Source organism: Streptomyces fumanus (genome assembly GCF_014655295.1).
Lineage (GTDB): Bacteria > Actinomycetota > Actinomycetes > Streptomycetales > Streptomycetaceae > Streptomyces > Streptomyces fumanus.
The window spans coordinates 57,094-82,277 of the sequence record NZ_BNBI01000001.1; the positions used below are offsets into that span (position 1 = coordinate 57,094).

15 protein-coding genes are annotated in these 25,184 nt (G+C 72.1%); 5 read left to right on the plus strand and 10 right to left on the minus strand.

Annotated elements, in window-relative coordinates; all coding sequences use genetic code 11:
• Positions 1 to 29: 29 nt before the first annotated feature.
• Entirely contained in the window at positions 30 to 2,150 is a 2,121-nt protein-coding gene (locus IE316_RS00270; protein WP_229910130.1) for a CDP-glycerol glycerophosphotransferase family protein, read from the minus strand.
• A gap of 216 nt (positions 2,151 to 2,366) precedes the next feature.
• Between IE316_RS00270 and IE316_RS00275 the strand changes: the two genes are divergently transcribed.
• Positions 2,367 to 4,283: a hypothetical protein gene (locus IE316_RS00275; protein WP_190202009.1), complete on the plus strand. Its 1,917-nt coding sequence runs from the start codon at positions 2,367 to 2,369 to the stop codon at positions 4,281 to 4,283.
• A gap of 109 nt (positions 4,284 to 4,392) precedes the next feature.
• Positions 4,393 to 4,986: a TetR/AcrR family transcriptional regulator gene (locus IE316_RS00280; RefSeq protein WP_190202010.1), complete on the plus strand. Its 594-nt coding sequence runs from the start codon at positions 4,393 to 4,395 to the stop codon at positions 4,984 to 4,986.
• Positions 4,987 to 5,025: 39 nt separating this feature from the next.
• On the opposite strand, the gene IE316_RS00285 is transcribed toward IE316_RS00280, so the two are convergent.
• Entirely contained in the window at positions 5,026 to 5,865 is an 840-nt protein-coding gene (locus IE316_RS00285; protein ID WP_190202011.1) for an SDR family oxidoreductase, read from the minus strand.
• Positions 5,866 to 5,993: 128 nt separating this feature from the next.
• On the opposite strand from IE316_RS00285, the gene IE316_RS00290 reads away from it, so the two are divergent.
• Positions 5,994 to 6,683, plus strand: coding sequence for a TetR/AcrR family transcriptional regulator (locus IE316_RS00290; protein WP_190202012.1), 690 nt, complete (start codon positions 5,994 to 5,996; stop codon positions 6,681 to 6,683).
• Here IE316_RS00290 and IE316_RS00295 read toward each other — a convergent pair.
• The 7 genes from IE316_RS00295 to IE316_RS00325 form a co-directional block, all read right to left on the minus strand.
• Positions 6,680 to 7,033 carry a 5-carboxymethyl-2-hydroxymuconate Delta-isomerase gene (locus IE316_RS00295; protein WP_190202013.1) on the minus strand — a complete coding sequence of 118 codons (354 nt, stop codon included), beginning with the start codon at positions 7,031 to 7,033 and terminating at the stop codon, positions 6,680 to 6,682. The genes IE316_RS00290 and IE316_RS00295 overlap by 4 nt on opposite strands.
• Positions 7,034 to 7,077: 44 nt before the next feature.
• Positions 7,078 to 12,468 (minus strand): pullulanase-type alpha-1,6-glucosidase, encoded by a 5,391-nt coding sequence (gene pulA / locus IE316_RS00300; RefSeq protein ID WP_190202014.1) that lies wholly within the window; start codon positions 12,466 to 12,468, stop codon positions 7,078 to 7,080.
• A gap of 136 nt (positions 12,469 to 12,604) precedes the next feature.
• A complete protein-coding gene (locus IE316_RS00305) occupies positions 12,605 to 13,978 on the minus strand; it encodes an alpha-amylase (protein WP_190202015.1) in 1,374 nt (457 codons plus the stop codon).
• A gap of 123 nt (positions 13,979 to 14,101) precedes the next feature.
• Positions 14,102 to 15,799, minus strand: a complete 1,698-nt coding sequence (locus IE316_RS00310) for a glycoside hydrolase family 13 protein (protein ID WP_190202016.1) — start codon at positions 15,797 to 15,799, stop codon at positions 14,102 to 14,104.
• 125 nt (positions 15,800 to 15,924) lie between these two features.
• The gene (locus IE316_RS00315) at positions 15,925 to 16,827 is read right to left on the minus strand and encodes a sugar ABC transporter permease (RefSeq protein ID WP_190202017.1); all 903 of its coding nucleotides are present in this window, start codon (positions 16,825 to 16,827) and stop codon (positions 15,925 to 15,927) included.
• A 7-nt stretch (positions 16,828 to 16,834) separates the two neighbouring features.
• Positions 16,835 to 17,839, minus strand: a complete 1,005-nt coding sequence (locus IE316_RS00320; RefSeq protein WP_190202018.1) for a carbohydrate ABC transporter permease — start codon at positions 17,837 to 17,839, stop codon at positions 16,835 to 16,837.
• A 107-nt stretch (positions 17,840 to 17,946) separates the two neighbouring features.
• A complete protein-coding gene (locus IE316_RS00325) occupies positions 17,947 to 19,215 on the minus strand; it encodes an extracellular solute-binding protein (RefSeq protein WP_190202019.1) in 1,269 nt (422 codons plus the stop codon).
• Between the two features lie 367 nt (positions 19,216 to 19,582).
• Here IE316_RS00325 and IE316_RS00330 point away from each other — a divergent pair, with 367 nt between their 5' ends.
• Together IE316_RS00330 and IE316_RS00335 are read left to right on the plus strand one after the other, a co-directional pair.
• A complete protein-coding gene (locus IE316_RS00330; protein WP_268257622.1) occupies positions 19,583 to 20,611 on the plus strand; it encodes a LacI family DNA-binding transcriptional regulator in 1,029 nt (342 codons plus the stop codon).
• A gap of 111 nt (positions 20,612 to 20,722) precedes the next feature.
• Positions 20,723 to 21,550, plus strand: a complete 828-nt coding sequence (locus IE316_RS00335; protein WP_190202021.1) for a phosphatase PAP2 family protein — start codon at positions 20,723 to 20,725, stop codon at positions 21,548 to 21,550.
• A gap of 422 nt (positions 21,551 to 21,972) precedes the next feature.
• On the opposite strand, the gene IE316_RS00340 is transcribed toward IE316_RS00335, so the two are convergent.
• The gene (locus tag IE316_RS00340) at positions 21,973 to 24,975 is read right to left on the minus strand and encodes a bifunctional [glutamine synthetase] adenylyltransferase/[glutamine synthetase]-adenylyl-L-tyrosine phosphorylase (protein WP_190202022.1); all 3,003 of its coding nucleotides are present in this window, start codon (positions 24,973 to 24,975) and stop codon (positions 21,973 to 21,975) included.
• Between the last annotated feature and the right edge of the window lie 209 nt (positions 24,976 to 25,184).

Genomic DNA, 25,184 nt, shown 5'->3' on the forward strand with positions numbered 1-25,184 from the left:
GGCCGTTTCGCGCGGCGGGGCCGTCTGGCTCAGCCGGCCGGGTCCACCAGTCCGGCGAGGTCCGCCGGGTCGGTCTGCTCGGCCGGGTCGGTGCGGTCCGTCTGGTGCAGGGCCGAGACCTCGGCCGACTCGGCGATGTTGTCCGAGTCGGTGCGCTGCGAGGGGATGGTCAGCCGGGGCAGTCCCTCGCCGGCGTCCTCCGCCAGCTCCCGGGCGGCCCGCTCGGCCAGGGCGAGGGCCGCCGCGTTGAACCGCTCCATGGAGGTGGGGCGGTCCGGGCCGAGCACGTACTCCTTGAGCGTGCGGCGGTGCGGGGCCATCGGGTCGTGCCGCGGCTCGCGCACCGACCGCAGGATCTCCGGCAGCCGGGTGCAGTCGCGGTCCAGCAGATAGGCGCCGCCCGCGGTGGTGTACGCGGCCCGGAAGTCCTCGTCGGGCAGGTCGTGGGCGTTGGTCAGGACGTACGGCTTGAGGCTGGCGACGAAGTCGGCGACCACCGAGGAGACGTCGCTGATCAGCATGTCGGCCTGGTTGAAGCACTCGTACAGGCTGGGCAGGCGCTTGCGGATGATGTGGTGCCGGACGCCGCTGCGGCTCTCCCAGAAGACGCGGTGCCACTCGTCGTTCAGGGCCTGCCACTCGGCCGCGCCGTCCCGGTCGGGGACGCGGGCGTCGCGGGTCTGCTGGGCGTCGTCGCCGTCGAGCCGGCCGGCCAGTTCGTCGAGCCGGGTCTGGATCTCCTTCAGCCGCAACTGGGCGGCGGCGATCGCGGCCTCGGCCGCGGCGCCCCCGTGCCGCTCGTTGTCGGTGCGGAGCAGTTCCCGGATCGCGGCGTCCGCCTCGGCGGCCTCGCGGGAGCGCTTGCCGGTGAGCGGGTGCGGCTTGTAGATGACCCGGACGTTCTCCGCGAGGAGCCGCTCGACCAGGGTCACGCCCATCGGGATCAGCGAGGTGTGGCAGTCGTCGTCGCTCCAGCCCTCCCAGGTCGGGGCGTACAGCACGACCGGCTCCGGGCCGGGCACGTGGTCGGCGTGCAGCCGGATCGGGGCGAGCTGCGGGCGGCCCACCTCGACGATGGCCTTGTCGCTGATGGCGTGCCGGACGCGCTGGTAGCGGTCGCGGCCGGCCCGGCCGGCCACCCAGATCTCGTCGTAGACCTTGCTGACGCGGTTGCTGCTGGCGAGCTTGTCGCTGTCGCCGTGGCCGATGAAGACGTGCTTGGCCTCGGCGATGCGCAGCATGTGCACGTTCTTGCCGGCGTTGCCGGGGTAGAGGACCACCCGCACCTCGGACAGGTCCAGCTTGGCCACGTCGTCCGCCTTGGGCACGCAGACCACGGGTATCCAGGTGCGGCTCAGGAAGCGGAACGAGGGGCGCTCGCGCAGCACGATCAGCGGGCGCAGGTCGAGCCGCTCCAGCGTCTCGATCCACATGTTGACCTGGTACATGAAGTCCCGGGAGACCGCGGCGAAGCTGAAGTAGAGCGCCACCTGGGGCCGGTAGTCGGCCAGTTGCCCGTTGAGCGCGGCGATCACGTCGTCCGGCGTGGGCATCCGGCGCACCCGGCGCAACTGCCACAGCAGCGCCGCCAGCGCCAGCACCGACAGTCCGATGGTCAGCGCGAAACCGGCGTACGCCACCGTCCAGGTCCCGATGGCCAGCGCGGCCACCAGCGCCGCGTGGCCGGGCAGGTCGAGGTGGAGCAGCTTGCGCAGGAACCGCCGGTAGAGCAGGGCCGGCGGCTGCTTCGGGATGCCTGCGCCGCTCATGTCGAGGTTGCGCACGATGACCGGCAGGGTCCGCCGCGCCCGGATGATCCGGTGCACCGCCGAGTACAGCATCATGATCGCGAAGTGCACGGTGAACACGGCCAGCGCGGCGACCAGCAGCAGCTCCGGGGCGTTCATCCGCTCGGCGAGGGCGAGCAGCATCGCCGTCCGGGCCGCGAACCGCATGGTGCGGGTCATCTGCAGCGAGGCGAGCCTGCGGATGAACCCGGGAGCCCGGGAGTGCAGCATCTCGTCCGTGAGATAACTCACGGCCGACGCCGCGGCGAAGCCCCAGAGCGACGGCAGCAGCGCGAACACGGGCAGTGCCGCGAAGCTGGCGCCGAACAGGAACACCAGGAGTAGGTCGGCTTTGCCACGCACGCGCAGGACAGAGCACAACCAACGGATCATCATGGGCAGGATTCCTCTTCCAGTGACGCATGCGGCCGCGCGGGAGCCGCGGTACGCCCGTTCGACTCGTAACCAGGGTAGATGGTTGTAGTACAGCGTCAGTACACGGGAAATTCACCTGGATTCGGTGGGTGACCGGTCCGTGCCGCGCGGTGACCAAGCGCCCGCCCGCTCGTTCTGCCAAGCGTGCAGTCACAGGATCTCGCCCCGCGCCCCGCAGCCCCCGCCGGCGACCCGGTCGTCGACGTCGAGGAGGCCGAGGCCGCGCTCGTCGAGCACTATCCGCGTCTGGTCCGGCTCGCCTACCTGGTGCTGCCGCCGGGCCTCGGCCGCAGCCGCCGGGTGCTGACCGCGCACGCCCTCACCCAGCGTGCGCTGCCCCGCAACCGCACCGCGGCCCCGGTGATCCCGGCCCAGTCCACCGGCCGTGACGGCGACCCCGGTTACGCCCTGGTCCGCCTCCGGGTGGTGCGTACGGCCCTGGAGGCGGGGCTGCCGCTGCGCCGCCCGGCGTGGCCCAAGCGGTCCCAACTGCCGCCGCTGCTGCCCCGGGTGTGGGGGCTGCGGCTGTTCCCGCGCTCGGGCGGCGCCGACGAACTGGCCCTGGACCAGGCGCTGTCCGCGCTGTCCGGCCCCGGCCGGGCGGCGTACGCGCTGCGCGGCCTGGAGCGGCTCCCCGACGGCGAGGTCCGGCGGGTGCTGGACGCCGCGGGCGCCGCCGACGCGGACGCGGCGCTGCGCGAGGCCGGCACGGTGGCCGGGCCGTACCCGCTGCTCGACTCGCCCGAGTTCGACCCCTGCTCGCTCCAGGCCCGGCCGACCGACCTGCTGCGCCGCCGCCGGCACCTGCGGGCGGCGCTGGTCGCCGGGTGCGCGCTGGTGGTGTGCGGGGCGCTGCTCGGCCCGGACGGCGGCTGGGGCCCGGACGGCGCCGCCGCCCCGCCCTACGCGCGCAACCCGGCGGCCGAGGCGGCCCTCGACCCGGGCAAGCTGGTCCGGGTCGCCCCCACCGCGTGGCGGACCTCGGCGCGCGCCGACTTCTCGGTGTGGCCGGCCCGCGGCGCGCTGACCGGCGACCGGGCGCTGCTCCGCCGCGCGCTGGCGGTCTGGGCCCGGCCCGGCGACCCGGTGGCCGTCTCCGCCACCCCGGGCACCCCGACCGGCGGCCCGGCCGGCCCGCCGCAACTGCTGTACGCGGGGACGGTCGACGCCGCCCGGGTGGTGCTCCTGTACGACGGGCTGCGGCTGGCCCGGTACGCCGAGCCGAAGGACGGCACGGCCGCCGCCGCCCTCGACCTCGCGCGCGCCGACGGCGCCCGGCGCTCCGAGGCGGGCGCGGTGGTGCTGGGCCGCTCCGACCGCACCGTCCGCTATCTGACCGCCCCCTGGGTGACCAAGGCGGCCGAGCGGGACCTGACCGAGCCCGGCGGCGGCGCGATGGAGCTGACGCTGGCCGACGGGGTGACCGCGCCGCTGGCCAGCCCGGTGCAGCGGTCCGGCGCCTGCACGTCCTGGAACGCGCTGGAGCTGACCGACGGCTCCACCACCCGCGTCCTGACCGACCTCGGCGAGCTGGTCCCGGCCCGGCTGACCACCGGCCGCCCCGGCTCGGCGGCGGAGGTGTCCGGCGCGAAGGCGCTGCGCGGGTGGGCGCCGTTCGCCTGCTCCCTGAACACGCTCCGCGGCGCGGGCGTCCGCTCGGTCAACGCCTGGGAGTTCGCCTCCCAGGCGCTGCCCGGCGCCGGGGGGACGGCCGCGTGGGTGTGCACCCGGGCGGAGACCTGGCGGGGCGGCGGCGCGAAGACGCTGGCCCAGTTCCACACGCCGGGCGGCACCTACGGGGCGGTCGCGGCCCGGGCCGAGAACGTACCGGCGTGCGGCGAGCGCGATCCGCACGTACTGGCCGGAGTGCTGTGGAAGTCACCGGAGGGCGACTGGTACCTGCTGGCCGCCGCCGACAAGGACACCGGCTCGATCCGGGCCACCGGCGGCATCGACGCCTCGGCGGACGGGCACACCCTGGCGGCCGAGACGAAGCAGGGCACGCGCGCCGAACTGAAGGCCACCCTGGACGACGGCCGCACGATCCGGGGCCTGCGCTGATCCCGGCACTCCGGCCGAACCCCGCCGTTCCGGACGGCTGCCTGGTGAGGGCCCCGCGGCCTCCCGTAATCTGACCGACCGGTCAGTCCATTCGTGAGGAGGAGCCCCCATGGGCGCCGCGGGCAACGCCGAGCAGACGAAGGCGCGCATTCTGGAAGCGGCCCTGGAGGAGTTCTCCGCGTACGGCATCGCGGGCGCCCGGGTGGACCGCATCGCCCGCCGCGTCGGGTGCAACAAGAACCTCCTGTACGTCTACTTCGGCAACAAGGAGGCGCTGTTCACCACGGTCCTGGAGCGGAGCCTGGCGCGGGTGTACGAGGAGATCGAGTTCACCCCCGACGACCTGCCGGGGTACGCCACCGCCGTCTTCGACTTCGCGATGAGCCACCCGGACCTGATGCGTCTGATGCTGTGGTCGAGCCTGGAACAGGACCCCGGCCGGGCCACGGCGCGGGCCGATGCCCGTACGGGCAAGGTCCGCGCGCTGTCGTCCGGAACGGCCGGCGAGGCCGACGGCTCCGGGTTCCGGGGTGAGTTCCTGCTGACCTCGATCATGGCCCTGGCGACGGCCTGGTCTTCGCTCAGCCCGTTCGGCCCCACGCTCGACCCGGACGCGGCCCGGGACATGGACCGGTTGCGCGAGGACGTGGGCAGGGCGGTGGCCCGCCTGGCGGCACCGGAGCCGGACCGAGAGGACCGCTAGGGCCGGCCGGGACCGCTCTTCGCGGCGCGGGCGCGGTGTTCAGGCGGCCTGGCGGTCGGTGGAGAGCGCGGTCGCCTTGCCGTTCTCCAGCTCGGCGAGGCGGGCGGTGAGGGCCTGGTTCATGAAGCGGTAGGAGTCGCTGCCCAGCGCCAGCCGGCGCGGCGCCTCGGGCCGGTCCACCGTGGCGATCATCGCGGCGACCATCTTGTCCACGTCCCCGACGGAGGGCAGGGACGGGTCCTTGATGCGGCGGACCATGGCGGCCGGCGTGCCGTCGTAGGCGGCCAGGGGCTCGGCGACCCGGGCGCCGCCCGTGCGGAAACCGGTGCCGGCGCTGCCGGGCTCGATGATGGTGACGCCGATGCCGAACGGGGCCAGGTCCAGCGCCGTGGCCTCCATGAAGCCCTCGATGCCCCACTTGCCGGCGCTGTAGACCGAGGCGCCGGGGTTGGTGGCCTGGCCGCCGTAGGTGGAGAGCTGGAGGATGCGTCCGCCGCCCTGGGCCCTCAGGTGCGGGACGGCGGCCCGCACCACGCGGATGGACCCGAGGAGGTTGGTGTCGATCTGGTGGACGATCTGCTCGTCGGTCAGTTCCTCGACGGCGCCGAAGAGGCCGTAACCGGCGTTGTTGACGACGACGTCGATGCGGCCCGCCGCCCCGAAGGCCGCGTCGACCACGGCTGTGATGGCCCCCGCGCCGTCGGTCAGATCGAGGCGGTGCACGGACAGGCGGTCACCGTGGGCCTTCCGGAGCTCCCGCACGGAATCCAGGTCGCGCACGGTGCCGACGACCCGGTTCCCGTCCGCGAGCAGCATCTCGGCCATACGGCGGCCGAAGCCGCTGCTGATGCCGGTGATGAACCAGGTGCGCTGGGGCATGGTGGATCCTTCCGAGGTACTTGACTAACTGGTTAACCACGATATGACTGACTAACTAGTTAGTCAAGAGCATCGTCGGGTGTCCTCCGAGGCATGGTGCGGCCGGAATCGATCGGTAGGGTGTTCGCATGACTACCGGGGCACGTCGCAGGATGGGCGTCGAGGAGCGGCGGCAGCAGTTGATCGGGGTCGCCCTCGAACTCTTCAGCCGGCGCTCGCCCGATGAGGTGTCCATCGACGAGATAGCGTCGGCCGCCGGTATCTCCCGCCCGCTGGTCTACCACTACTTCCCCGGCAAACTCAGCCTGTACGAGGCCGCGTTGCGGCGCGCCGCCGACGATCTCGCGGAGCGGTTCGTGGAGCCCCGGCAGGGGCCGCTCGGGTCGCGGCTGCTGCGGGTGATGCGCCGCTTCTTCGACTTCGTCGACGATCACGGCCCCGGCTTCTCCGCGCTGATGCGCGGCGGACCGGCGGTGGGCTCCTCCACCACCAACGCGCTCATCGACTCCGTACGGCAGGCCGCGTACGTCCAGATCCTGGCGCATCTGGACGTGACCGATCCGCCCGCGCGGCTGGAACTGGTCGTCCGCTCCTGGATCTCGCTCGCCGAGTCGACGGCGCTGATCTGGCTGGACGGGCGGCTCATCCCCCGGGCGGAGCTGGAGAAGCAGCTCGTGCACGACCTGGCCGCGCTGCTCGTGGTCAGCGCGGCCTACGACGAGGAGATGAGCGCCCTGCTGCGCCGCGTCCTGGCCGGCGAACCGGCCGACGGCCCCTTCGGCGACCTGGTCGGCCGGATCGTCGCGCTGGCGTCCTAGGCGTCGAACTTGCGGTAGGAGGCGTCCAGTTCGCGGACCTCGGCGGAGGCGTGCAGGGCGCGGTTCTCGGGCTTGATGTGTTGGCGGAGCAGGTCGAGGACGGCCTCGGTGAGCCGGGCCTTGGTCTCCTCGGTGCGGCCCGCGAGCAGCCCGATGGTGACGTGCACGACGGCGTGGCCCTCGGTGTCCGGGCCGACGGTGGTGTCCTCGGTGCGGCGGAACTGCGTCTTGCAGGCCGGCGGTTTCGCCGCCGCGATGTCGACCACGGCACTGTGCAGGGCCTTCGCGAACGCCGGCCGGTCGAAGCCCTCCGCGAGCTGCTCGGAGTAGTCGACGGTGATCTGCGGCATGGGTGCTCCTGTTCTTCGTCCGGACAGGAGCACCCTAGGGCCTGTCAGCCGGTCCGGGTGAAGACCGCCACCGTGCGGGCCGGGACGGTGAAGGTGCCCTCGCGGTACGCGGCCTCCTTCACCACCGGGTCCGATCCGGTCGCCTGGACCGGGTGGAGCCGGTAGCCGGTGCCGGCCAGGGAGCCGATGTGCTGTTCCTGCCGGTCGGGGGTGGCGTTGAAGACGACCACCAGGTCACCGAGGCGCATGGTGATCACGCCGGGTGTCTCGTCCGTCCCGGAGAGCGGGAAGGAGAGCCGGGAGCGGACCTGTTCGGCGGTGGCCAGGGAGAAGTCCTTCTCGCCGGTCCGGATCCTCAGCAGGTCCCGGTAGGCCGCCGAGGCGCCCTCGATCTGCGGGCAGCCGACCCGTACCGAGGTCAGCAGCGGCTTGGCGTACGGCCACTTGTCCTTGTTGTCGGCGGCCGGCGGCAGCCCCCGGCCGAAGCCGTTGCCGTCGGCGCAGTTCCAGTGGATGGCGTTGAACCAGTCGCCGCTGTCGAAGGAGTTGCGGTCCAGGGACTTGGAGCGCAGCAGGTCGGTGCCGGCCTGGGAGAGCGCCGGGCCCTGTGAGAGGGCGGCCGTGGCCATGGCGAGGACCTGCATCCGGGCCCGGTCGGCGGCGGAGGTGTCCTTCGGCAGCTTGAAGGCGAGCGCGTCGAACAGGGTCTCGTTGTCGTGGGCGTCAACGTAGGCGAGGGCGTCGCCGGGGGCCTGCGCGTACCCGGCGGGTGCCCCGTTGTAGTCGACCTCGGAGCCCTTGACCTCCTTGCCGGTGGTGTCGGTGAAGGTGAAGCCGGCCAGGTTGCCGGAGAGCCCGACCTTGATCAGGTCCTGGTAGTGCAGCAGGCGGGCCTTCTGCTCGGTCTCGGTGCCGTTGTCCGCCGAGCCGTTGGGGTCGGTGTAGAGCCCGGAGGCGAAGCCCTGCACGCCGGGGTCGGCGTCGAAGGGGCCGCCGCCGCGCACGGCGTCGCGGGCCCGGTCGGAGAAGGTGGCGATGCCGGTGCCGGCCATGTTCTTCTGGGTGGCCTGGGTGAAGCGGGCGTCGTCGGCGACCTCGCCGAAGTTCCAGCCCTCCCCGTACAGGATGATCTTCTTGCCGTCGACGCCGTCCTTCTCGACGGTCAGCGCGTCCAGCGCCTTGCGGACGGCGAGGATGTTGGCCTTCGGGTGGTGGCCCATGAGGTCGAAGCGGAAGCCGTCGATCTTGTACTGCTTGGCCCAGGTGACGACCGAGTCGACGACGAGCTTGCCCATCATGGCGTTCTCGGTGGCCGTGTTGGCGCAGCAGGTGCTGTTCGCGACCGTGCCGTCGGCGAGCAGCCGCTGGTAGTAGCCGGGCACGATCCGGTCCAGGACGCTGGTTCTCGCCTGGCCGCCGGCCGCCGTGTGGTTGTAGACGACGTCCATGACGACCCGCAGGCCGTCCTCGTTGAGCGCCTTGACCATCTCGCGGAACTCGACCGTGCGGGCCGTGCCGTCCGGGTCGGTGGCGTAGGAGCCCTCGGGGACCGTGTAGTGGTACGGGTCGTACCCCCAGTTGTAGGCGTCCTTCGCCGCCGTCTTCGCCACGCACTCCTGCTGGCGCTCGGAGTCGGCGGGCAGCGCGGCCAGGTCGCAGTCGACGGTGGCCTGGTCGGACCGCTTCTCCGGGATGGTGGCGATGTCGAAGACGGGCAGCAGGTGCACGTACGAGGTGCCGGCCCGGGCGAGCTTCCGCAGGTGCCTGCTGCCGTCGCTGTCCTGGTCGGTGAAGGCGAGGTAGGTCCCCCGGTGCTTCGCCGTGCGGTCCTCGACGGAGAAGTCCCGGACGTGCAGCTCCTGGATCTGGGCGGAGCGCAGCGGGACCGCCTTGGGCTTCTTCAGGGTCGCCCAGCCGCTCGGCGCGAGGGACCTGTCGGCGAGGTCGACGACGAGGCTCCGCTCGGAGTCGGCGGTGAGGGCGACGGCGTACGGGTCGGTGACCTTGTTGGTGACGACCCGGCCCGCCTCGGGGGCCCAGACCTTCACGACGTACCGGTACGGCTTGTTCTTCCAGGAGGCGGGGCCGGTGACGGACCAGACGCCGGTGGTGTCGTCGCGGCGCATCGGCTTGAGCGCGCCGTCCAGTTCCAGCCGGACACTGCGGGCCGTCGGCGCCCAGACGGACAGGGTGGGGCGGCCCTCGCGGAAGACCGGGCCGAGGTCGGCCCCGGTGGCCTTCGGGTAGAGGTCGTCCAGGGCCCCGGCGGTCTGCACGCCGGTCGCGGCGAGCACCGCCCCGTCGGCGGCCAGTTGGCCGGCGACCACCTGACCGCGCAGGGCCTGGCGGACCCGCTCGCGGTCCCGGGGGTCCACCGACCAGGCGGTGTACTCCTTCAGGTGCGGGTACTTCGCCTTCTGCGCGGCGCTGAGGGAGGTCTTGGTCAGCCGCAGCCAGCGCTCGTCGGTGCTGGTCAGGCGGCCGCCGTCGGCCTTGATGGAGCCGGTGGCGGAGGCCCGGAGCTGGGTGGAGGCGGCGCCCTCGGCGCCGTTCCAGGCGACGGTGTCCCGGTCGATCCAGACCGCCTTCGACGTGCTCAGGTCGACGGCGGCGGCCGAACCGGCGGGCTGCGGCAGCAGGTACTCCTCCTCGCCGCTCACCAGCCACACCTCGTGGCCGTCGGCCTTGAGGTCCAGGGCCTGGTCGGTGGGCAGGTCCTTCTCGTCGCCCCTGTGCAGGATGTAGCTGAGGCTGGTGGCACCCTCGGTGAGCGGAACCTCGTAGACCGCGCCATAGGGGTCAGTCTTCACCGGCATGAGGGGCTTGGACCAGTCGGTGGGCTGTGCGGCACCCGACCAGACGTGCAGGCCCCAGCCGTCGTAGTTCCCGTCGGCGCGGTGGTAGTGCAGGACGGCCTTGGCGGTGTCCTGCGGCGGGTAGGCGGGCCGCTCGGTGGTGACGGTCTCCTCGCCCTGTTCGATCCAGACCTCGCCGGTCCTGGTCACGTCGATGGTGCGGTCGGCGGTGACGTCCTTGGTGCCGTCCTTGTCGACCACGAGGAAGGAGACGCTGGAGGCGCCGGGCTTGAGCTTGACGTAGGCGAAGGCGCCGTAGGCGTCCCGGCCGGTGAAGGGGTGGCCGGCCGGCCAGGTGGTCGCCTCGCCGTCGGCGAGGTCGCCCCAGGCGTACAGGCTCCAGTCGGCGTAGTCGCCGTCCGCGCGCCGGTAGTGGACGACCGCGTAGTCCCGGGAGGAGGCGGTGGGCGGCTGTTCGACGGGCGGGGTGCCGGTGGTCGAGGCGGCGGTGGCGCTCGCGGTGCGGCCCGCGGAGTCGACGACGACCGCCTTGTAGCGCAGGGCGGTGCCGGCGGGGGTGTTCTCGGGAACGGTGTCGGTGACCTTGTAGGGGGCGTGGTCGGCGGAGCCGAGGACGCGCCACCTGCCGTTGCCGGTCTGGGCGGCGAACACGACCCGGTCGAGCCCTCCGCCGTCGACGTCGGCGGTCAGCTCGACGGTGCCGGTGGCGCCGGGCTCGGGGGCCTTCAGGGTGAGGGCGGGCTTGTCTGCCGGCCGGGCGGGCTTGCCGGCCGCCTTCAGTACGATCGCCGAGCCCGCCGGGACGGTGACGGTGATCTTCTTGTCGGCGTCCGAGGTGAGGTGGCGGCCGGTGCCGTGGATGCCGTCGAAGCGGGTGCCGGCCGAGCCGGTCGGGAAGGTGGCGGTCTTCGCCTCGTCCGCGTTGTTGACGGCGACCACGTACTCGGTGCCGGACTGCGCGTCGGTGCGGGAGAAGGCGTAGATCCCGGCGCCGTCGGCGGCGTACCGCTCGCTCTGCACACCGTCGGCGAGGGCGGGGTGCGCCTTGCGGAGCTCGGCGAGGGCGCTGATCTGCCGGTAGAGGGGGGCCCGGGTGTCGTAGGCGTCCTCGGCGTGGGTGCGGTCGGTGCCGAGCTGGTCGTCGTCCAGGTAGTCGGCGGTCTTCGTGGCGAACATCGGCTGGCGGGCGTCCTTGTCGCCGCCCGCGCCGGTGAAGCCCTGCTCGTCGCCGTAGTAGACGACCGGGTTGCCGCGGCTGAGGAACATCAGCTCGTTGGCGAGCTTGGCCTTGCGCAGCAGTTCGGCGTCGGTGGCGTCCGGGTCGTCCTGCTTGAGGAAGGACCCGATCCGGCCCATGTCGTGGTTGCCGAGGAAGGTGACCTGCTCGTAGGCGTTGGCCTTGTCGGTCGTGTACTTGTAGTCGTCGGCGAAGACCCGCGCGAGCTTCTGCGCGCTGCCGCCCTGGGAGGCGTAGGCGCGGGCCGCGTCCTGGAAGGGGAAGTCCAGGGTGGAGTCCAGGCGGCCCTGGGTGACGTAGGGGGCGGTGACGGAGGTGTCGGCGGAGTAGACCTCGCCGAACATGAAGAAGTCGTCCCGTCCCTGCCGGGCCGCGTAGGCGTCCAGGGCGGTGGCCCACTGGGTCCAGAACTCCATGTTGACGTGCTTCACGGTGTCGATCCGGAAGCCGTCGATGTCGAAGTCCCGCACCCAGCGCTGGTAGATCTTCTCCATGCCCCGGACGACCTCGGGCCGCTCGGTCCACAGGTCGTCCAGCCCGTTGAAGTCGCCGTAGGTGGCGGACTCGCCGGCCCAGGTGGAGTCGCCCCGGTTGTGGTACATCGCCGGGTCGTTGAGCCAGGCGGGCACCTTGGACTCGCTGGTGACCTTCGGGGTGTACGGGAAGGAGTCGGCGTCGACGGCGGGGAACCGTCGGGTGCCGTCGGCGTAGTCGGCGTCGTCGAAGGGCTCCCCGTCCTTCGTCAGGTAGGGGAAGGCGCCCTTGGAGAGGTAGCCGTAGGACTTCTCCTCGTAGTCGACGACGTCGGCGGTGTGGTTGGTGATGACGTCGAAGAAGACCTTCATGCCCTTGGCGTGCGCCTTGGCGATCAGGTTCGTCAGGTCCTGGTTGGTGCCGAAGTGCGGGTCGACCTGGGTGAAGTCGGTGATCCAGTAGCCGTGGTAGCCGGCCGAGGCGTTCTCGCCGGTGCCCTGCACGGGCCGGTTCTTGAAGATCGGCGCCAGCCAGATGGCGGTGGTGCCCAGGTCCTTGATGTAGTCCAGCTTCTTCGTCAGGCCCTTGAGGTCCCCGCCCTGGTAGAAGCCCTTGTCGGTGGGGTCGTAGCCGGTGGCGAGGCGGGAGCCGGTCAGGCCGCCCTTGTCGTTGCCGGTGTCGCCGTTGGCGAAGCGGTCGGGGAGGACGAAGTAGAACTGCTCACGGGTCAGTTCGTGCCGCGCCGGGGTCTTCGCCAGTCGGGCGTCCGACGGAGGCGGCGGCGGTGCGGCGGCACTCGCGGCGAGGGGCGGCACCAGCGTCGCCGCGAGGGCGGCGGCGGTGACGGCCGCGACCCGTGGGGCGAAGGTGGTGCGGCGCCTGCCCGGCGCCGGGCGTCTCGGTATCACCGGTGGAAACTCCTTGCTGCTGGCGGCTCGTTCGCGGGTCCGACCCCGGCGAGACGGTAACGCTGACGCAAGAGTTGCGGCAAGGGTCATGAAAGTAACGGAAAGACATTTCATGGCCCTTGCCGCGGAGGAGGGTTCAGCAGCTCGTGCGGCCCGTGTACAGGGCGAGCGCGGTGTTGCTGCCGAGGGTGGCCGTGAACTGGCCGGAGCCGTTCACGGTGACCGTCCGGTTGCTCTGGACGTCGCAGTACGTGCCCGCCGCGAGGGAGGTCTGGTAGGTCCGGGTCAGCGAGCCGCTCTCGTGGTTGATGGCGACGAAGCCCTTGCCGCCGCGCCCGAACGCGATGGCGTCACCGCCGTTGTCCCACCAGTTGGTGACCGCCTCGCCCCGCACGGCGTTGCGGAAGGCGACCATCGACTTGATCTCCGGCCAGGCGTGCTGGCACTTCCAGCCGTTCTGCCAGCAGGCGCTCACCGCCCCGCCGCTCGGCGGCCCGGCGTCGGGGTCGGAGAACTCGTACCCGGAGTTGATGTCCGGCGACCCGTACGGCCAGGCCAGCATGAAGACGTTGGCGAGGGTGTAGGTGGCGTTGTCCTTGTAGCTGAGGGTGGAGCCGTTGCGCTCGGTGTCGTGGTTGTCGACGAAGACCCCGGCCGAGCCGCTGCTCAGATAGCCCCAGCCCTCGCCGTAGTTCTTCAGGTAGGCGAGGTTCTCGTTGGTGAAGACCCGCTTGAGGTCGTAGGCGTACCGGAACTCCTGCACGTCCCCGTTGCCGGTGTACTCCCCCGGCTGGACGGCCTCCCCGGCGCCGTAGATGACCTCCTGCTTCCAGTACACGCCCGGGTTGCTCAGCCGGGACTTGATGTCGGCGAGGTCGGCGGCCGGGATGTGCTTGGCCGCGTCGATCCGGAAGCCGTCGACGCCGAGCGAGAGCAGGTCGTCGAGGTACCCGGCGATGGCGCCGCGCACATAGCTCTCGCCGGTGTCCAGGTCGGCGAGGCCGACGAGTTCGCAGTTCTGGACGTTGGCGCGGTCGGCGTAGTTGCTGACCTGCGCGGTGCAGTCGTCGAAGTCGTAGGACGAGTACAGCCCGGGGTAGGTGTACTTCGTGTACGACGAGCCGCCGGTGCCGGTGCCGCTGCCCGCCGACATGTGGTTGACGACGGCGTCCACGACCACCTTGACGCCGGCCGCGTGGCAGGTGTTCACCATGTTCCGGAAGGCCGCCCGGTCGCCGAGCCGGCCGGCGATCTTGTAGCTGACCGGCTGGTACGAGGTCCACCACGGGGACCCCTGTATGTGCTCGGCGGGCGGGGAGACCTGCACGGAGCCGTAGCCGGCCGGGCCGAGGGTGCTGGTGCACTCCTTGGCCACCGAGGCGTAGTTCCACTCGAAGAGGACGGCGGTGACGTCCTTGGTGCCGGGGGGAGCCGCCTCCGCGGCGGACGGGTTCATGACAAGGGCGGCCACGGCGAGGGCGGCGGCCCCGGAGAGGATTCTGCGTGCCATGTGGGGTTTCCTTCGTCTTTGAAGGCGCTTGCTGAAACCTTCAGAAGCCTTGCGGTGACGCAGATGGTAAAGGCCCGCCGCCCGAAAGGGCAGCGGGCCGTACGAGATTGAAGGAGAAAATCCTTACGGCCGGGCCGTCCACCACACCGTGGTGTCGGCCGGCACCTTGGCCTCGCCGCCCGCCTCGGTCACCTCGCCGCTGGCCAGCAGCACCCGCCCGTAGCCGGGCATCGACACCGACTCGCCGGTGGTGTTGGCCACGCACACGAACTCCCCGCGCCGGAAGGCGAGCACGCCCTCGGGGGCGCGCAGCCACTCCACCGCGTCGCCCGCGCCCAGGTCCGGCTCGGCGCGCCGGACGGCCAGCGCCGTGCGGTACAGCTCCAGGGTGGAGCCGGGCACGCCGGTCTGCGCCTCGACGCTCAGCTCCCCCCAGCCGTCGGGCTGCGGCAGCCAACTGCCGCCGTCGCCGAAGCCGTACGAGGAGCCCGTACGGGTCCACGGGATCGGCACCCGGCAGCCGTCGCGGAAGCCGTCCTGGCCGGCGCCGCGGAAGTAGGCCGGGTCCTGGCGGACCTCGTCCGGGAGATCCACGACGTCCGGCAGGCCCAGCTCCTCGCCCTGGTAGACGTAGGCCGAGCCGGGCAGGGCCAGCATCAGCAAGGTGGCCGCGCGGGCGCGGCGCAGGCCCAGTTCGCGGTCGCCGGCCAGCCGGATCTGGGTGCCGAGGCCGGGCGGGTTGGCGAAGCGGGTGGCGTGCCGGGTCACGTCATGGTTGGACAGCACCCAGGTGGCCGGGGCGCCGACCGGGCGCATCGCCTCCAGGGTGCGGTCGATCACGCCGCGCAGCTCCTCGGCGTCCCAGTGGGTGCCCAAGTACTGGAAGTTGAACGCCTGGTGCAGCTCGTCCGGGCGGACGTAGTGGGCGGTGCGCTCGACGGTCGGGGTCCACGCCTCGGCCACGAAGATGCGTTCGCCCGAGTACTCGTCGAGGATGAGCCGCCACTGCCGGTAGATGTCGTGGACGCCGTCCTGGTCGAAGAACGGCATGACATCGTTGCCCAGCAGCTTGAGCTGCTCGCGGGAGCCCAGGTCGGGCAGGCCCTCGGCCTTCACCATGCCGTGGGCGACGTCGATGCGAAAGCCGTCGACGCCCATGTCCAGCCAGAACCGCAGGATCGAGCGGAACTCGTCGCCGACCGCCGGGTGCTCCCAGTTGAAGTCGGGCTGCTCGGGCGCGAACAGGTGCAGGTACCACTCGCCGGGCGTGCCGTCGGGTTCGGTCACCCGGGTCCAGGCCGGGCCGCCGAAGATGGACTCCCAGTCGTTGGGCGGCAGTTCGCCGTGCTCGCCCTTGCCGGGGCGGAAGTGGTAGCGCTCCCGCAGCGGGGAGCCGGGGCCCTCGGCCAGGGCCCGCTTGAACCACTCGTGCTGGTCGGAGGAGTGGTTGGGCACCAGGTCGACGATGATCCGCAGGCCCAGCTCATGGGCGTCGCGGATCAGCGCGTCGGCGTCGAGCAGGGTGCCGAACATCGGGTCGACGGCCCGGTAGTCGGCCACGTCGTAACCGGCGTCGGCCTGCGGGGAGGCGTAGAAGGGGCTGAGCCACACGGCGTCCACACCGAGGTCGCGCAGGTACGGCAGGCGGGTGCGGATGCCCTCCAGGTCGCCCATGCCGTCGCCGTTGCTGTCGGCGAAGCTGCGCGGGTACACCTGGTAGATCACCGCGTCCCGCCACCAGTCGCGGCGCCTGGCGACGGTGGCGACGGCCGAGTCGGTCCGGGAGGTCGGGGCCTGGGCTGCGAAGTGCTGCTGGCTCATGTCGTCCTTGATGCGTAACGGGTACAGGGAGGCATGGATCGGATGGAGCGGGCCGGGGAGGAAGGAGGCGGTCGCGGCGCGGCGGGGTCGGATGGGCGCCGCGACCGCCACCCGTGTGCGGGGCCTCAGCCCTTGGTGCCGCCCGCGGTGAGGCCGGTGACCAGGTTCCTCTGCACGAGGTAGAAGAACGCGGACACGGGTATGGCGATCAGCACCGCGGTGGCGGCCATCAGGTTGCGCTGCGCGTCGTGCTCGCTGACGAAGCTCTGCAGTCCGACGGCGAAGGTGTACTTGGTGTCGGAGAGCAGGAACGTGGACGCGAAGGCGACCTCGCCGAAGGCCGTGATGAAGCTGTAGAAGGCGGCCACCGCCAGGCCCGGCCGGGCCAGCGGCAGGATCAGCCGGAAGAACGTGCCGAACGGGGAGAGCCCGTCGACCCGGCCGGCCTCGTCGATCTCGAACGGGATGGTGTCGAAGTACCCCTTGAGCAGCCAGGCGCAGTACGGCACCGCGGTCGAGCAGTAGACCAGGACCAGCCCGAGGTAGCTGTCGATGAGCCGCAGCTCGGACAGGATCTGGTACATCGGCACGATCAGGACGGCGATGGGGAACATCTGGGTGAGCAGCAGGACCCACATCAGCTTGCGGTAGCCGGGGAACCGCATCCGGGAGACGGCGTACCCGGTGGTGGCGGCGACCATCACGCCGATGACGGTGGTGCCGAGCGAGACGACCAGCGAACTCTGCAGCCAGTGCCAGAAGTTGGTCTCGCTCAGCACGAACGAGTAGTTCTCGAACGTCATTTTGGACCAGATGCGCCCGGGGTGCAGATAGTCGTCCTTGTCCGGACCGAGGGAGAGGAAGACCAGCCAGGCGATGGGGAACAGGGCGATCAGGCTCGCCACGGTGAGCACCCCGTGCGAGGCGAGGGCGGCGCCCCGGCCGCGCCGGCGGCGCGGTCCGGTCGCGGTGGGTGCGGCGTCCGGCGCCGCCGGACCGGCGGCTGGGGTGACGGTGGTGGTGGTCATGGATGCCTCAGATCGCGAGCTGCTGCTCGTCACGGTTCAGCCAGCGGCGGTAGAAGGAGGTGAAGACGATCAGCACGGCCAGCAGCAGGATGCCGTAGGCGGCGGACTGCGCGAACTCGCGCGGCTGCTGCCCGAAGCCGAGCTGGTAGGCCCAGGTCACCAGGATCTGCGCGTCCGGGGCGGTGTTGCCGAACAGCAGGAAGATGATGGCGAACTGGTTGAAGGTCCAGATGACGCCCAGCAGGACGACGGTGGAGCTGACCGCCCGCAGACCGGGCAGCGTGACATGGCGGAACCGCTGCCAGGCGCTGGCGCCGTCCATCTCGGCCGCCTCGTACAGCGAGGAGTCGATGGACTGCAGGCCGCCGAGGAGCGAGACCATCATGAACGGCACACCGCACCAGGTGTTCACCATGATCGCGGCGAACCGCTGCCAGAAGGTGTCCTCCAGCCACTGCGGGGCCGGCAGGTGCAGCGCCTCCAGGGCGGAGTTGATGATGCCGGAGTCGGCGAGCATGAACCGCCAGCCGAAGACGGTGACGAAGGTGGGCACGGCCCACGGCAGGACCAGGATCAGCCGGTAGAAGGTGCGTCCGCGCAGCTTCTGGTTGAGCAGCAGGGCCAGGCCCAGGCCGATGCAGTAGTGCAGGGTGACGCAGGCGGCCGTCCACACCACCGTCCAGAGGAAGTGGGACCAGAACCGGTCGTAGGCGGTCTCGCCCCACAGGATGTCGGCGTAGTTGTCCAGGCCGACGAACTTGTAGGTGGCCTCGATCTCGTTGACGCCGATGGTGCGGGCCGAGTTGAGGCTGTCGGCGTCGGTGAGCGTGAGGTAGAAGCCGTACGCCAGGGGGTACAGCACCAGGACGCCGAGGACGATCACCACCGGCGCGATCATGGCGTAGGCGTACCAGTGTCTCTGGTAGCCGTTCTTCAGGCGCCGGCCCAGCCCGGGCCGGGGCGTGCGGTCACCGCGGCGCTTGCCGGTCGCGCGGTCGATGGCGACTGTCATGGTTCGACAACCTTCTCGGAATCCTGCGGATCAAGGGGTACGGCACCGGGGCCGGCGGCCGGCGGGTCCCCTCCCCCTCTGCCGGGGGACCCGACGGCCGCGCGGGCTCACTTGCCGAAGTCCGGCACCAGCTTGGTGATGGCCGTCTCGGCGTTCTTCAGCCCCTCGTCCAGCGACTCCTTGCCGCCGGCGATCTTCGGCAGCTCGTCGTCGAGCGGGGTCCACAGGGAGCTGTACTCCGGCAGCGCCGGGCGCGGCTGGGCGGCGGAGAGCACGCCCTGGTAGCCGGCGATGCCCGGGTCGGCCTTGACCTTGTCGGTGTAGGCGTCGTCCCGCGTGGGCAGCGTGGAGTTCTTCAGCGCGACGGTCTCCTGCGCCTTCGCGGAGGTCATGAAGTTGACGAACTTCAGCGCGGCCTTCTGGTGGGCCTCGTCGGAGCCGGCGTACACGGAGAGGTTGTGGCCGCCGGTCGGGGCGCCCGCCTTCCCGGTCGAGCCGGCCGGGACGGTGGCGATGCCCAGGTTCTCCTTGTCCTTGAAGGCGGAGCCCTTGTAGAAGTTGGTGATCTCCCAGGGGCCCTGGATGATCGAGGCGAGCTTGCCGTTGACGAACGCGTCCTGGATGTGGGCGTAGGCGTCGGCGGTGGTGTCGGCCTTGTGCAGGCCCTTGCCGTCGAACAGGCTCAGCCAGGTGCCGTACGCCTTCTTGGCCGCGGCCGAGTTCACGGTGATCTTCTTGGCGCCGACGTCGACGGTGTCGGTGCCCTCGCCGTAGAGGAACGGCTGCGCGTAGTAGCCCGCGGTGGAGCCCCAGTAGCCGTCGACGCCGGTCTTGGCCTTGATCGTGGCGGCGGCCTTCTTCAGGTCGTCCCAGGTCTTGGGGGCCTCGACGCCGGCCTTGGCGAACAGTTCCTTGTTGTAGACGAAGGCGAGGGTGTCGGTGACCAGGGGGACGCCGTACGTCTTGCCCTCGTACTTGGCCTGCTCGATCAGGCTGGGCTGGAACGTGTCCTGGTCGGCGAGGGCCTCGGTGCCGTCCAGCGGCAGGAAGAAGCCCTTCTTGGCGAAAGCGGGGGTCCAGCCGACCTCGGAGCGCAGCACGTCGGGGGCGCCCTTGGAACCGGCGGCGGTGTCGAACTTGTTCTGCGCCTGGTCGAAGGGGACGTTGACGTAGTTGACCTTGACGTCCTTGTGGGCGGCCTCGAACTCCTTGACCAGGGCCTTGTACGTCGGCGCCTCGTTGGTGGCGTTGGAGGTGTCCCACCAGGTGATGGTGACCGGACCGCCGGCCGAGTCGCCGCTGTCGCTCCCGCCGCAGGCCGTCGCCGCCAGGGCGAGGGACGCCACCAGCGCGGTGGCCGCTATGCCACGCCGCATGAGTTCTCCTTGAGGGTGAAAAGCCCGTGTGTGCAGGAGGCGGTCCCGTCCGCCGCTCCTGTCGACTTGCCGACCGCGCCGTTGCCGCCGCCGGGCGACGTGAACGTAACAGCGCTGAAAGCGTTTCGAAAGACCTTGCAGCAAAAAAGTGCAAGAGATCTCGGTCGTTATCCGTACGTGACGCATCGGCGACCGCCGTGAGACGCTTCTTTACACAGTCCGATCACATGCAAGACTCTGCAAGATCTTGCCGACAACTCTTCTAGGGAGCGCGATGACGCAGCAGCCCGCGCCAGGCCGTCCGACAAGTCGGGCCCGGCGTCCGGTCGGTGGGCAAGGGAGCGGACGGCCGGTACAGTCCACCCCTGTGACCACACGGCTTGCCGACATCGCCGCCCAGGCGGGAGTGAGCGAAGCGACCGTCAGCCGCGTCCTCAACGGGAAGCCGGGCGTCGCCGCCACCACCCGCCAGTCCGTCCTCGCCGCCCTGGACGTCCTCGGCTACGAGCGCCCCGTGCGGCTGCGGCAGCGCAGCGAGGGGCTGGTGGGCCTGATCACCCCGGAGCTGGAGAACCCGATATTCCCGGCCCTGGCCCAGGTGATCGGCCAGGCGCTGACCAGACAGGGCTACACCCCGGTGCTGGCCACCCAGACGCCGGGCGGCTCCACCGAGGACGAGCTGACCGAGATGCTGGTCGACCGCGGGGTGGCCGGCATCATCTATGTCTCCGGGCTGCACGCGGACACCACCGCCGACACCGAGCGCTACGAGCGGCTGCGCGCGCAGGGCGTGCCCTTCGTGCTGGTCGACGGCTTCTCGCCCAAGGTGCAGGCGCCGTTCATCTCCCCCGACGACCGGGCCGCGATGACGCTGGCGGTCACCCACCTCGTCTCCCTCGGCCACACCCGGATCGGCCTGGCGCTGGGACCGAAACGGTTCGTCCCGGTGCAGCGCAAGATCGAGGGCTTCGTCCGCACCATGCAGGACCAGCTCGGACTGCCGGCCCAGACGGTCGAGGCCGACCTGGTGCAGCACTCCCTCTACACCCTGGAGGGCGGGCAGGCGGCGGCCACCGCGCTGATCGCCCGGGACTGCACTGCGGTGGTGTGCGCCAGCGACATGATGGCGCTGGGCGCGATACGGGCGGCCCGGCAGCACGGCCTGGACGTCCCCAAGGACATCTCCGTCGTCGGCTTCGACGACTCCCCGCTGATCGCCTTCACCGACCCGCCCCTGACCACGGTCCGCAAGCCGGTCCCGGCGATGGGCCAGGCCGCCGTCCGCACCCTGCTGGAGGAGATCGGCGGCACCCCCGCTCCGCACAGCGAGTTCGTGTTCATGCCGGAGTTGGTGGTCAGGGGTTCGACGGCGTCCGCTCCGGGAACCCGCCCCTGAGTCCTCCTTGAGACGGAGCGCGGAGGACCTCCCGTCGGCGTAGAACATGCGTCCAGAACCCGACGGAGGGATGATCGGTGACAGTAAGCTTTTCTGGCAGACTCTGTGCCCATGGGTGACACGACCGTGACGACGACGGAAGGCCGGGAAGCGGCCCTCCCGCGCTCCGTCACGGACGAGCGGGGGCCGGGCCCGCTGCGCGGGCTGCGCACCCCGCGCCGGCCCCGTCTCTGGTTCGAGATCCTTCTGATCGCGGTGAGTTACTGGACGTACTCACTCGTCCGCAACGCGGTACCGGAGCAGCGCGCCGAGGCGCTGCGCAACGCGGACCGGATCTGGGAGCTGGAGCACCGGCTCGGCATCGCGGTCGAGGAGTCGGTCAACCACGCGGTCAACTCCGTGACTTGGCTGATCGTCGGTATGAACTACTACTACGCGACGCTGCACTTCGTCGTCACCCTCGGTGTCCTGGTGTGGCTCTACCGCAGCCATCCCGGCCGGTACGCGGCGACCCGCCTCGTCCTGTTCGCCACCACGGCGGTCGCCCTCCTCGGCTACTACCTGTATCCGCTCGCGCCGCCGCGGCTGATGACCGGCGGGGGCTTCGTGGACACGGTCATGGTCCACCAGACCTGGGGGTCGATGGCCTCCGGCGACCTGAAGAACATGTCGAACCAGTACGCCGCGATGCCGTCGATGCACATCGGCTGGTCCCTGTGGTGCGGTCTGACGATCTTCGCCCTGGCGAGGGTGCCCTGGGCGCGTGTCCTGGGGCTGCTCTATCCGGCGGCCACGCTGGTCGTCATCGTGGCCACGGCAAACCATTTCTGGCTCGATGCGGTGGGGGGTGCGCTGTGTCTGGCCTTCGGGTATGGGGTTGCGTGGGCTTGGTACGGGGGGATTCCGTACGGGTTGCCGCGGCGGCCTTCGGGGGGCTGACCGGGGGTGTTGCGCGGCCCGGCGCGAGCTGATCGGGGGGCGTCGCGCGGCCCGGCGCTGCGGGGCCCGGCGGGAGCTGACCGGGGGCGTCGCGCGGCCCGGCGCTGCGGGGCCCGGGGGAAGCTGGCCGGGGGGCGTCGCGCGGCCCGGCGCTGCGGGGCCCGGCGGGAGCTGACCGGGGGCGTCGCGCGGCCCGGCGCTGCGGGGCCCGGCGGGAGCTGACCGGGGGCGTCGCGCGGCCCGGCGCTGCGGGGTGCCGCCCGCGCCCACCCGTGCCGCCCCAGCGGCACGACTGCCCGCGGTTGGGCGGGCGGGTCGGCCGACCGGGGCCCCGCGGCTGGGTGGGTGGGGCGGGCGCCCCGAAGCGCTGCGGCTGGGTGGGCGGGGCGGGCGCTTGGGGGCCTCGGAGCGTGTCCGGCAGGTCAGGTGTAGAAGAGGTCTTCCACCACTCCTCGGGCTCGCCTTGCCGTGCGGCGGTACGCGTCGAGCATGTCGCCCGCGTGGCCGTGGCCGTAGCCCAGGTAGCGGCCCACCGCCGCCAGTTCCCGGCTGTCGGACGGGAAGGTGTCCCCCGCCCGGCCCCGGACCAGCATCACCGCGTTGCGGACCCGGGTGGCCAGTACCCACGCCTCGTCGAGGATCGCCGCGTCCTCCTCAGAAATGAGCCCCGCCGCGCAGGCCGCCGCCAGCGCGGTCCGGGTCCGGGTCGTCCGCAGGCCGGCCACCTCGTGCCCGTGCCGCAACTGCGTCAACTGCACGGTCCACTCCACGTCCGACAGCCCCCCGGGCCCCAGCTTCGCGTTCAGCTTGGGGTCCGCCCCGCGCGGCAGCCGTTCCGTCTCCATCCGGGCCTTCAGCCGCCGGATGTCCCGTACCGCGTCGTCCCCGAGCCCGCGTGCCGGGTACCGCAGCGGGTCGATCAGCTCGATGAACCGCCGCCCCAGGTCCTCGTCGCCCGCCACGAACTCGGCCCGCAGCAGCGCGTGCGACTCCCACACCAGCGACCACCGGCGGTAGTACGCCTCGTACGACTTCAGCGTGCGCACCAGCGGCCCCGACTTGCCCTCCGGCCGCAGATCCGCGTCGACGATCAGCGGCGGGTCCGCGCTGGGCGCCTGGAGCAGCCGCCGCAGCTCGGAGACGACCCGGTTCGCCGCCTCCCCGGCCTCCCGCTCGGCCACCCCGTCCCGGGGCTCGTGCACGAAGAGCACGTCCGCGTCGGACCCGTAACCCAGCTCGTGCCCCCCGAACCGCCCCATCCCGATGATCGCGAACCGGGTCGGCAGCTCGTCGCCCCACCCTTCGCGCACCACCGCCCGGAGCGTGCCCGCCAGCGTGGCCGCCGTCAGGTCGGAGACCGCCGACCCGACCCGGTCCACCAGCGCCCCCTGGTCGGCCTCGGCGGAGTGCGCCTCCGTGCCGTAGGACCCGACGATGTCCGCCGCGGCGGTGCGGAACAGCTCCCGCCGCCGTACCCCGCGGGCCGCCGTCACGGCCTGGCCGGCGCCGTCGGCGCGGCGGATCGCCGCGAGGATCTCCTGCTCCAGCGCGGCCCGCGAGCGGGGCGCCAGTCCGCCGCCCGCCGCGCCCTCGCCGTCGCCGAGCAGGGCGACCGCCTCGGGCGCCCGCATCAGCAGGTCGGGGGCGAGCCGCCCGGCGGACAGCACCCGGGCGAGGTTCTCCGCGGCGGCGCCCTCGTCCCGCAGCAGCCGCAGGTACCAGGGCGTCTTGCCGAGCGCGTCGGAGACCTTGCGGAAGTTCAGCAGGCCGGCGTCCGGGTCGGCGGAGTCCGCGAACCAGCCCAGCAGCACCGGCAGCAGCGTCCGCTGGATGGCCGCCTTCCGCGACACCCCGGACGCCAGCGCCTCCAGGTGCCGCAGCGCGGCGGCCGGATCGTCGTACCCGAGCGCGACCAGCCGCTCGCGCGCCGCCTCCGCGCTGAGCCGGGCCTCGCCGGGGGCGAGCGCCGCGACCGCGTCGAGCAGCGGCCGGTAGAACAGCTTCTCGTGCAGCTTCCGTACGACGGAGGCGTGCCGCCGCCACTCGCGCAGCAGCCCGCCGACGGGGTCGGTGCGCAGGCCCAGCGAGCGTCCGATGCGCCGCAGGTCGGCCTCGTCCTCGGGCACCAGGTGGGTGCGGCGCAGCCGGTGCAACTGGATGCGGTGCTCCAGGGAGCGCAGGAACCGGTACGCCTCGTCGAGCCGGGTGGCGTCGGCGCGGCCGACGTAGCCGCCGGCGGACAGGGCGCGCAGCGCGTCCAGCGTGGTCCCGCTGCGCAGCGAGGCGTCGGCCCGGCCGTGCACCAGTTGCAGGAGCTGGACGGCGAACTCCACGTCCCGCAGCCCGCCCGGGCCGAGCTTGAGCTGCCGGTCGACCTCGGCGGCGGGGATGTTCTCGACCACCCGGCGGCGCATCTTCTGCACGTCGGCGACGAAGTTCTCGCGTTCGGCGGCCCCCCAGACCAGGGGCTGGAGCGCGGCGACGTACTCCGCGCCGAGGGCGGCGTCACCGGCCACCGGCCGGGCCTTGAGCAGCGCCTGGAACTCCCAGGTCTTGGCCCAGCGCTGGTAGTACGCCACATGGCTGCTCAGGGTGCGCACCAGCGGGCCGTTGCGTCCCTCGGGCCGCAGGTTGGCGTCGACGGGCCAGATCGAGCCCTCGACGGTGGTCTCGGAGCAGATCCGCATCAGGTGGGAGGCGAGCCGGGTGGCGGCCCGCACGGCCCGGGTCTCGTCGGCGCCCTCGGCGGGTTCGCCGACGAAGATCACGTCGACGTCGGAGACGTAGTTCAGTTCGTGGCCGCCGCACTTGCCCATGGCGATCACCGCGAGCCGGCAGAGCGCGGCGTCCTCGGGCGCGGCGGCGGCCGCGATGCGCAGGGCGGCGCGGAGGGTGGCGGTGGCGAGGTCGGCCAGCTCGGCGGCGGTCTCGGCGACGTCTATCGTGCCGCACACGTCACGGGCGGCGATGGAGAGCAGGCAGCGCCGGTAGGCGACCCGCAGGGAGACCGGGTCGTCGGCGCCGGCCAGGCCGCGTTCGAACTCCTCGACGCCGGGGTGCAGGTCGCGCGGCTCGTAGGTGACGAGGGCCCGCCAGTCCCCGGCGTGCCGGGCGAGGTGGTCGGCGAGCGCCTCGGAGGCGCCGAGCACCCCGAGCAGCCGGTCGCGCAGCGGCTTGGCGGCGATCAGCGTGTCCAGCAGCTCGCGGCGGGCGGTGGGGCCGGGCTGGGCCTCCAGCAGGTGGACCAGGCCGCGCAGGGCGAGGTCGGGGTCGGCGGTGGCGCCGAGCGCTTCCAGGAGGACGGGGTCGTTGCGGACGGGCACCAGCTCGGGGCTGTCCAGCAGGCGCTCGGCGGCGGAGGCGTCGGTGAACCCGTGCCGCAGCAGTCGCGTGAAGGTACTGCTCCTGCGTCCCGGCGCGGTCATGTCCGGCCTCCCGTCTGATCAAGGTCGTCGTGGCCAGAGCCTAACCGGACGGGGGGCACGGACACCGGCGAGCGGGGCGCCCGCGCCGACGCGGACCGGCCCGGAACACGCGCCCGCGCCGACGCCGACGCCGGCCGGCACCGGAACACGCGCCCGCGCCGGGCGCCGACCGGCCCCGTCCCCGTCCCCGTACGCACCGGCACCCGGCA

Coding starts and splice junctions, on each gene's coding strand:
- IE316_RS00280 (WP_190202010.1), top strand. CDS start 4,393: ATGGGCGCCGCGGGCAACGCCGAGCAGACGAAGGCGCGCATTCTGGAA.
- IE316_RS00285 (WP_190202011.1), bottom strand. CDS start 5,865: ATGCCCCAGCGCACCTGGTTCATCACCGGCATCAGCAGCGGCTTCGGC.
- IE316_RS00290 (WP_190202012.1), top strand. CDS start 5,994: ATGACTACCGGGGCACGTCGCAGGATGGGCGTCGAGGAGCGGCGGCAG.
- IE316_RS00295 (WP_190202013.1), bottom strand. CDS start 7,033: ATGCCGCAGATCACCGTCGACTACTCCGAGCAGCTCGCGGAGGGCTTC.
- IE316_RS00305 (WP_190202015.1), bottom strand. CDS start 13,978: ATGGCACGCAGAATCCTCTCCGGGGCCGCCGCCCTCGCCGTGGCCGCC.
- IE316_RS00310 (WP_190202016.1), bottom strand. CDS start 15,799: ATGAGCCAGCAGCACTTCGCAGCCCAGGCCCCGACCTCCCGGACCGAC.
- IE316_RS00315 (WP_190202017.1), bottom strand. CDS start 16,827: ATGACCACCACCACCGTCACCCCAGCCGCCGGTCCGGCGGCGCCGGAC.
- IE316_RS00320 (WP_190202018.1), bottom strand. CDS start 17,839: ATGACAGTCGCCATCGACCGCGCGACCGGCAAGCGCCGCGGTGACCGC.
- IE316_RS00325 (WP_190202019.1), bottom strand. CDS start 19,215: ATGCGGCGTGGCATAGCGGCCACCGCGCTGGTGGCGTCCCTCGCCCTG.
- IE316_RS00335 (WP_190202021.1), top strand. CDS start 20,723: ATGGGTGACACGACCGTGACGACGACGGAAGGCCGGGAAGCGGCCCTC.
- IE316_RS00340 (WP_190202022.1), bottom strand. CDS start 24,975: ATGACCGCGCCGGGACGCAGGAGCAGTACCTTCACGCGACTGCTGCGG.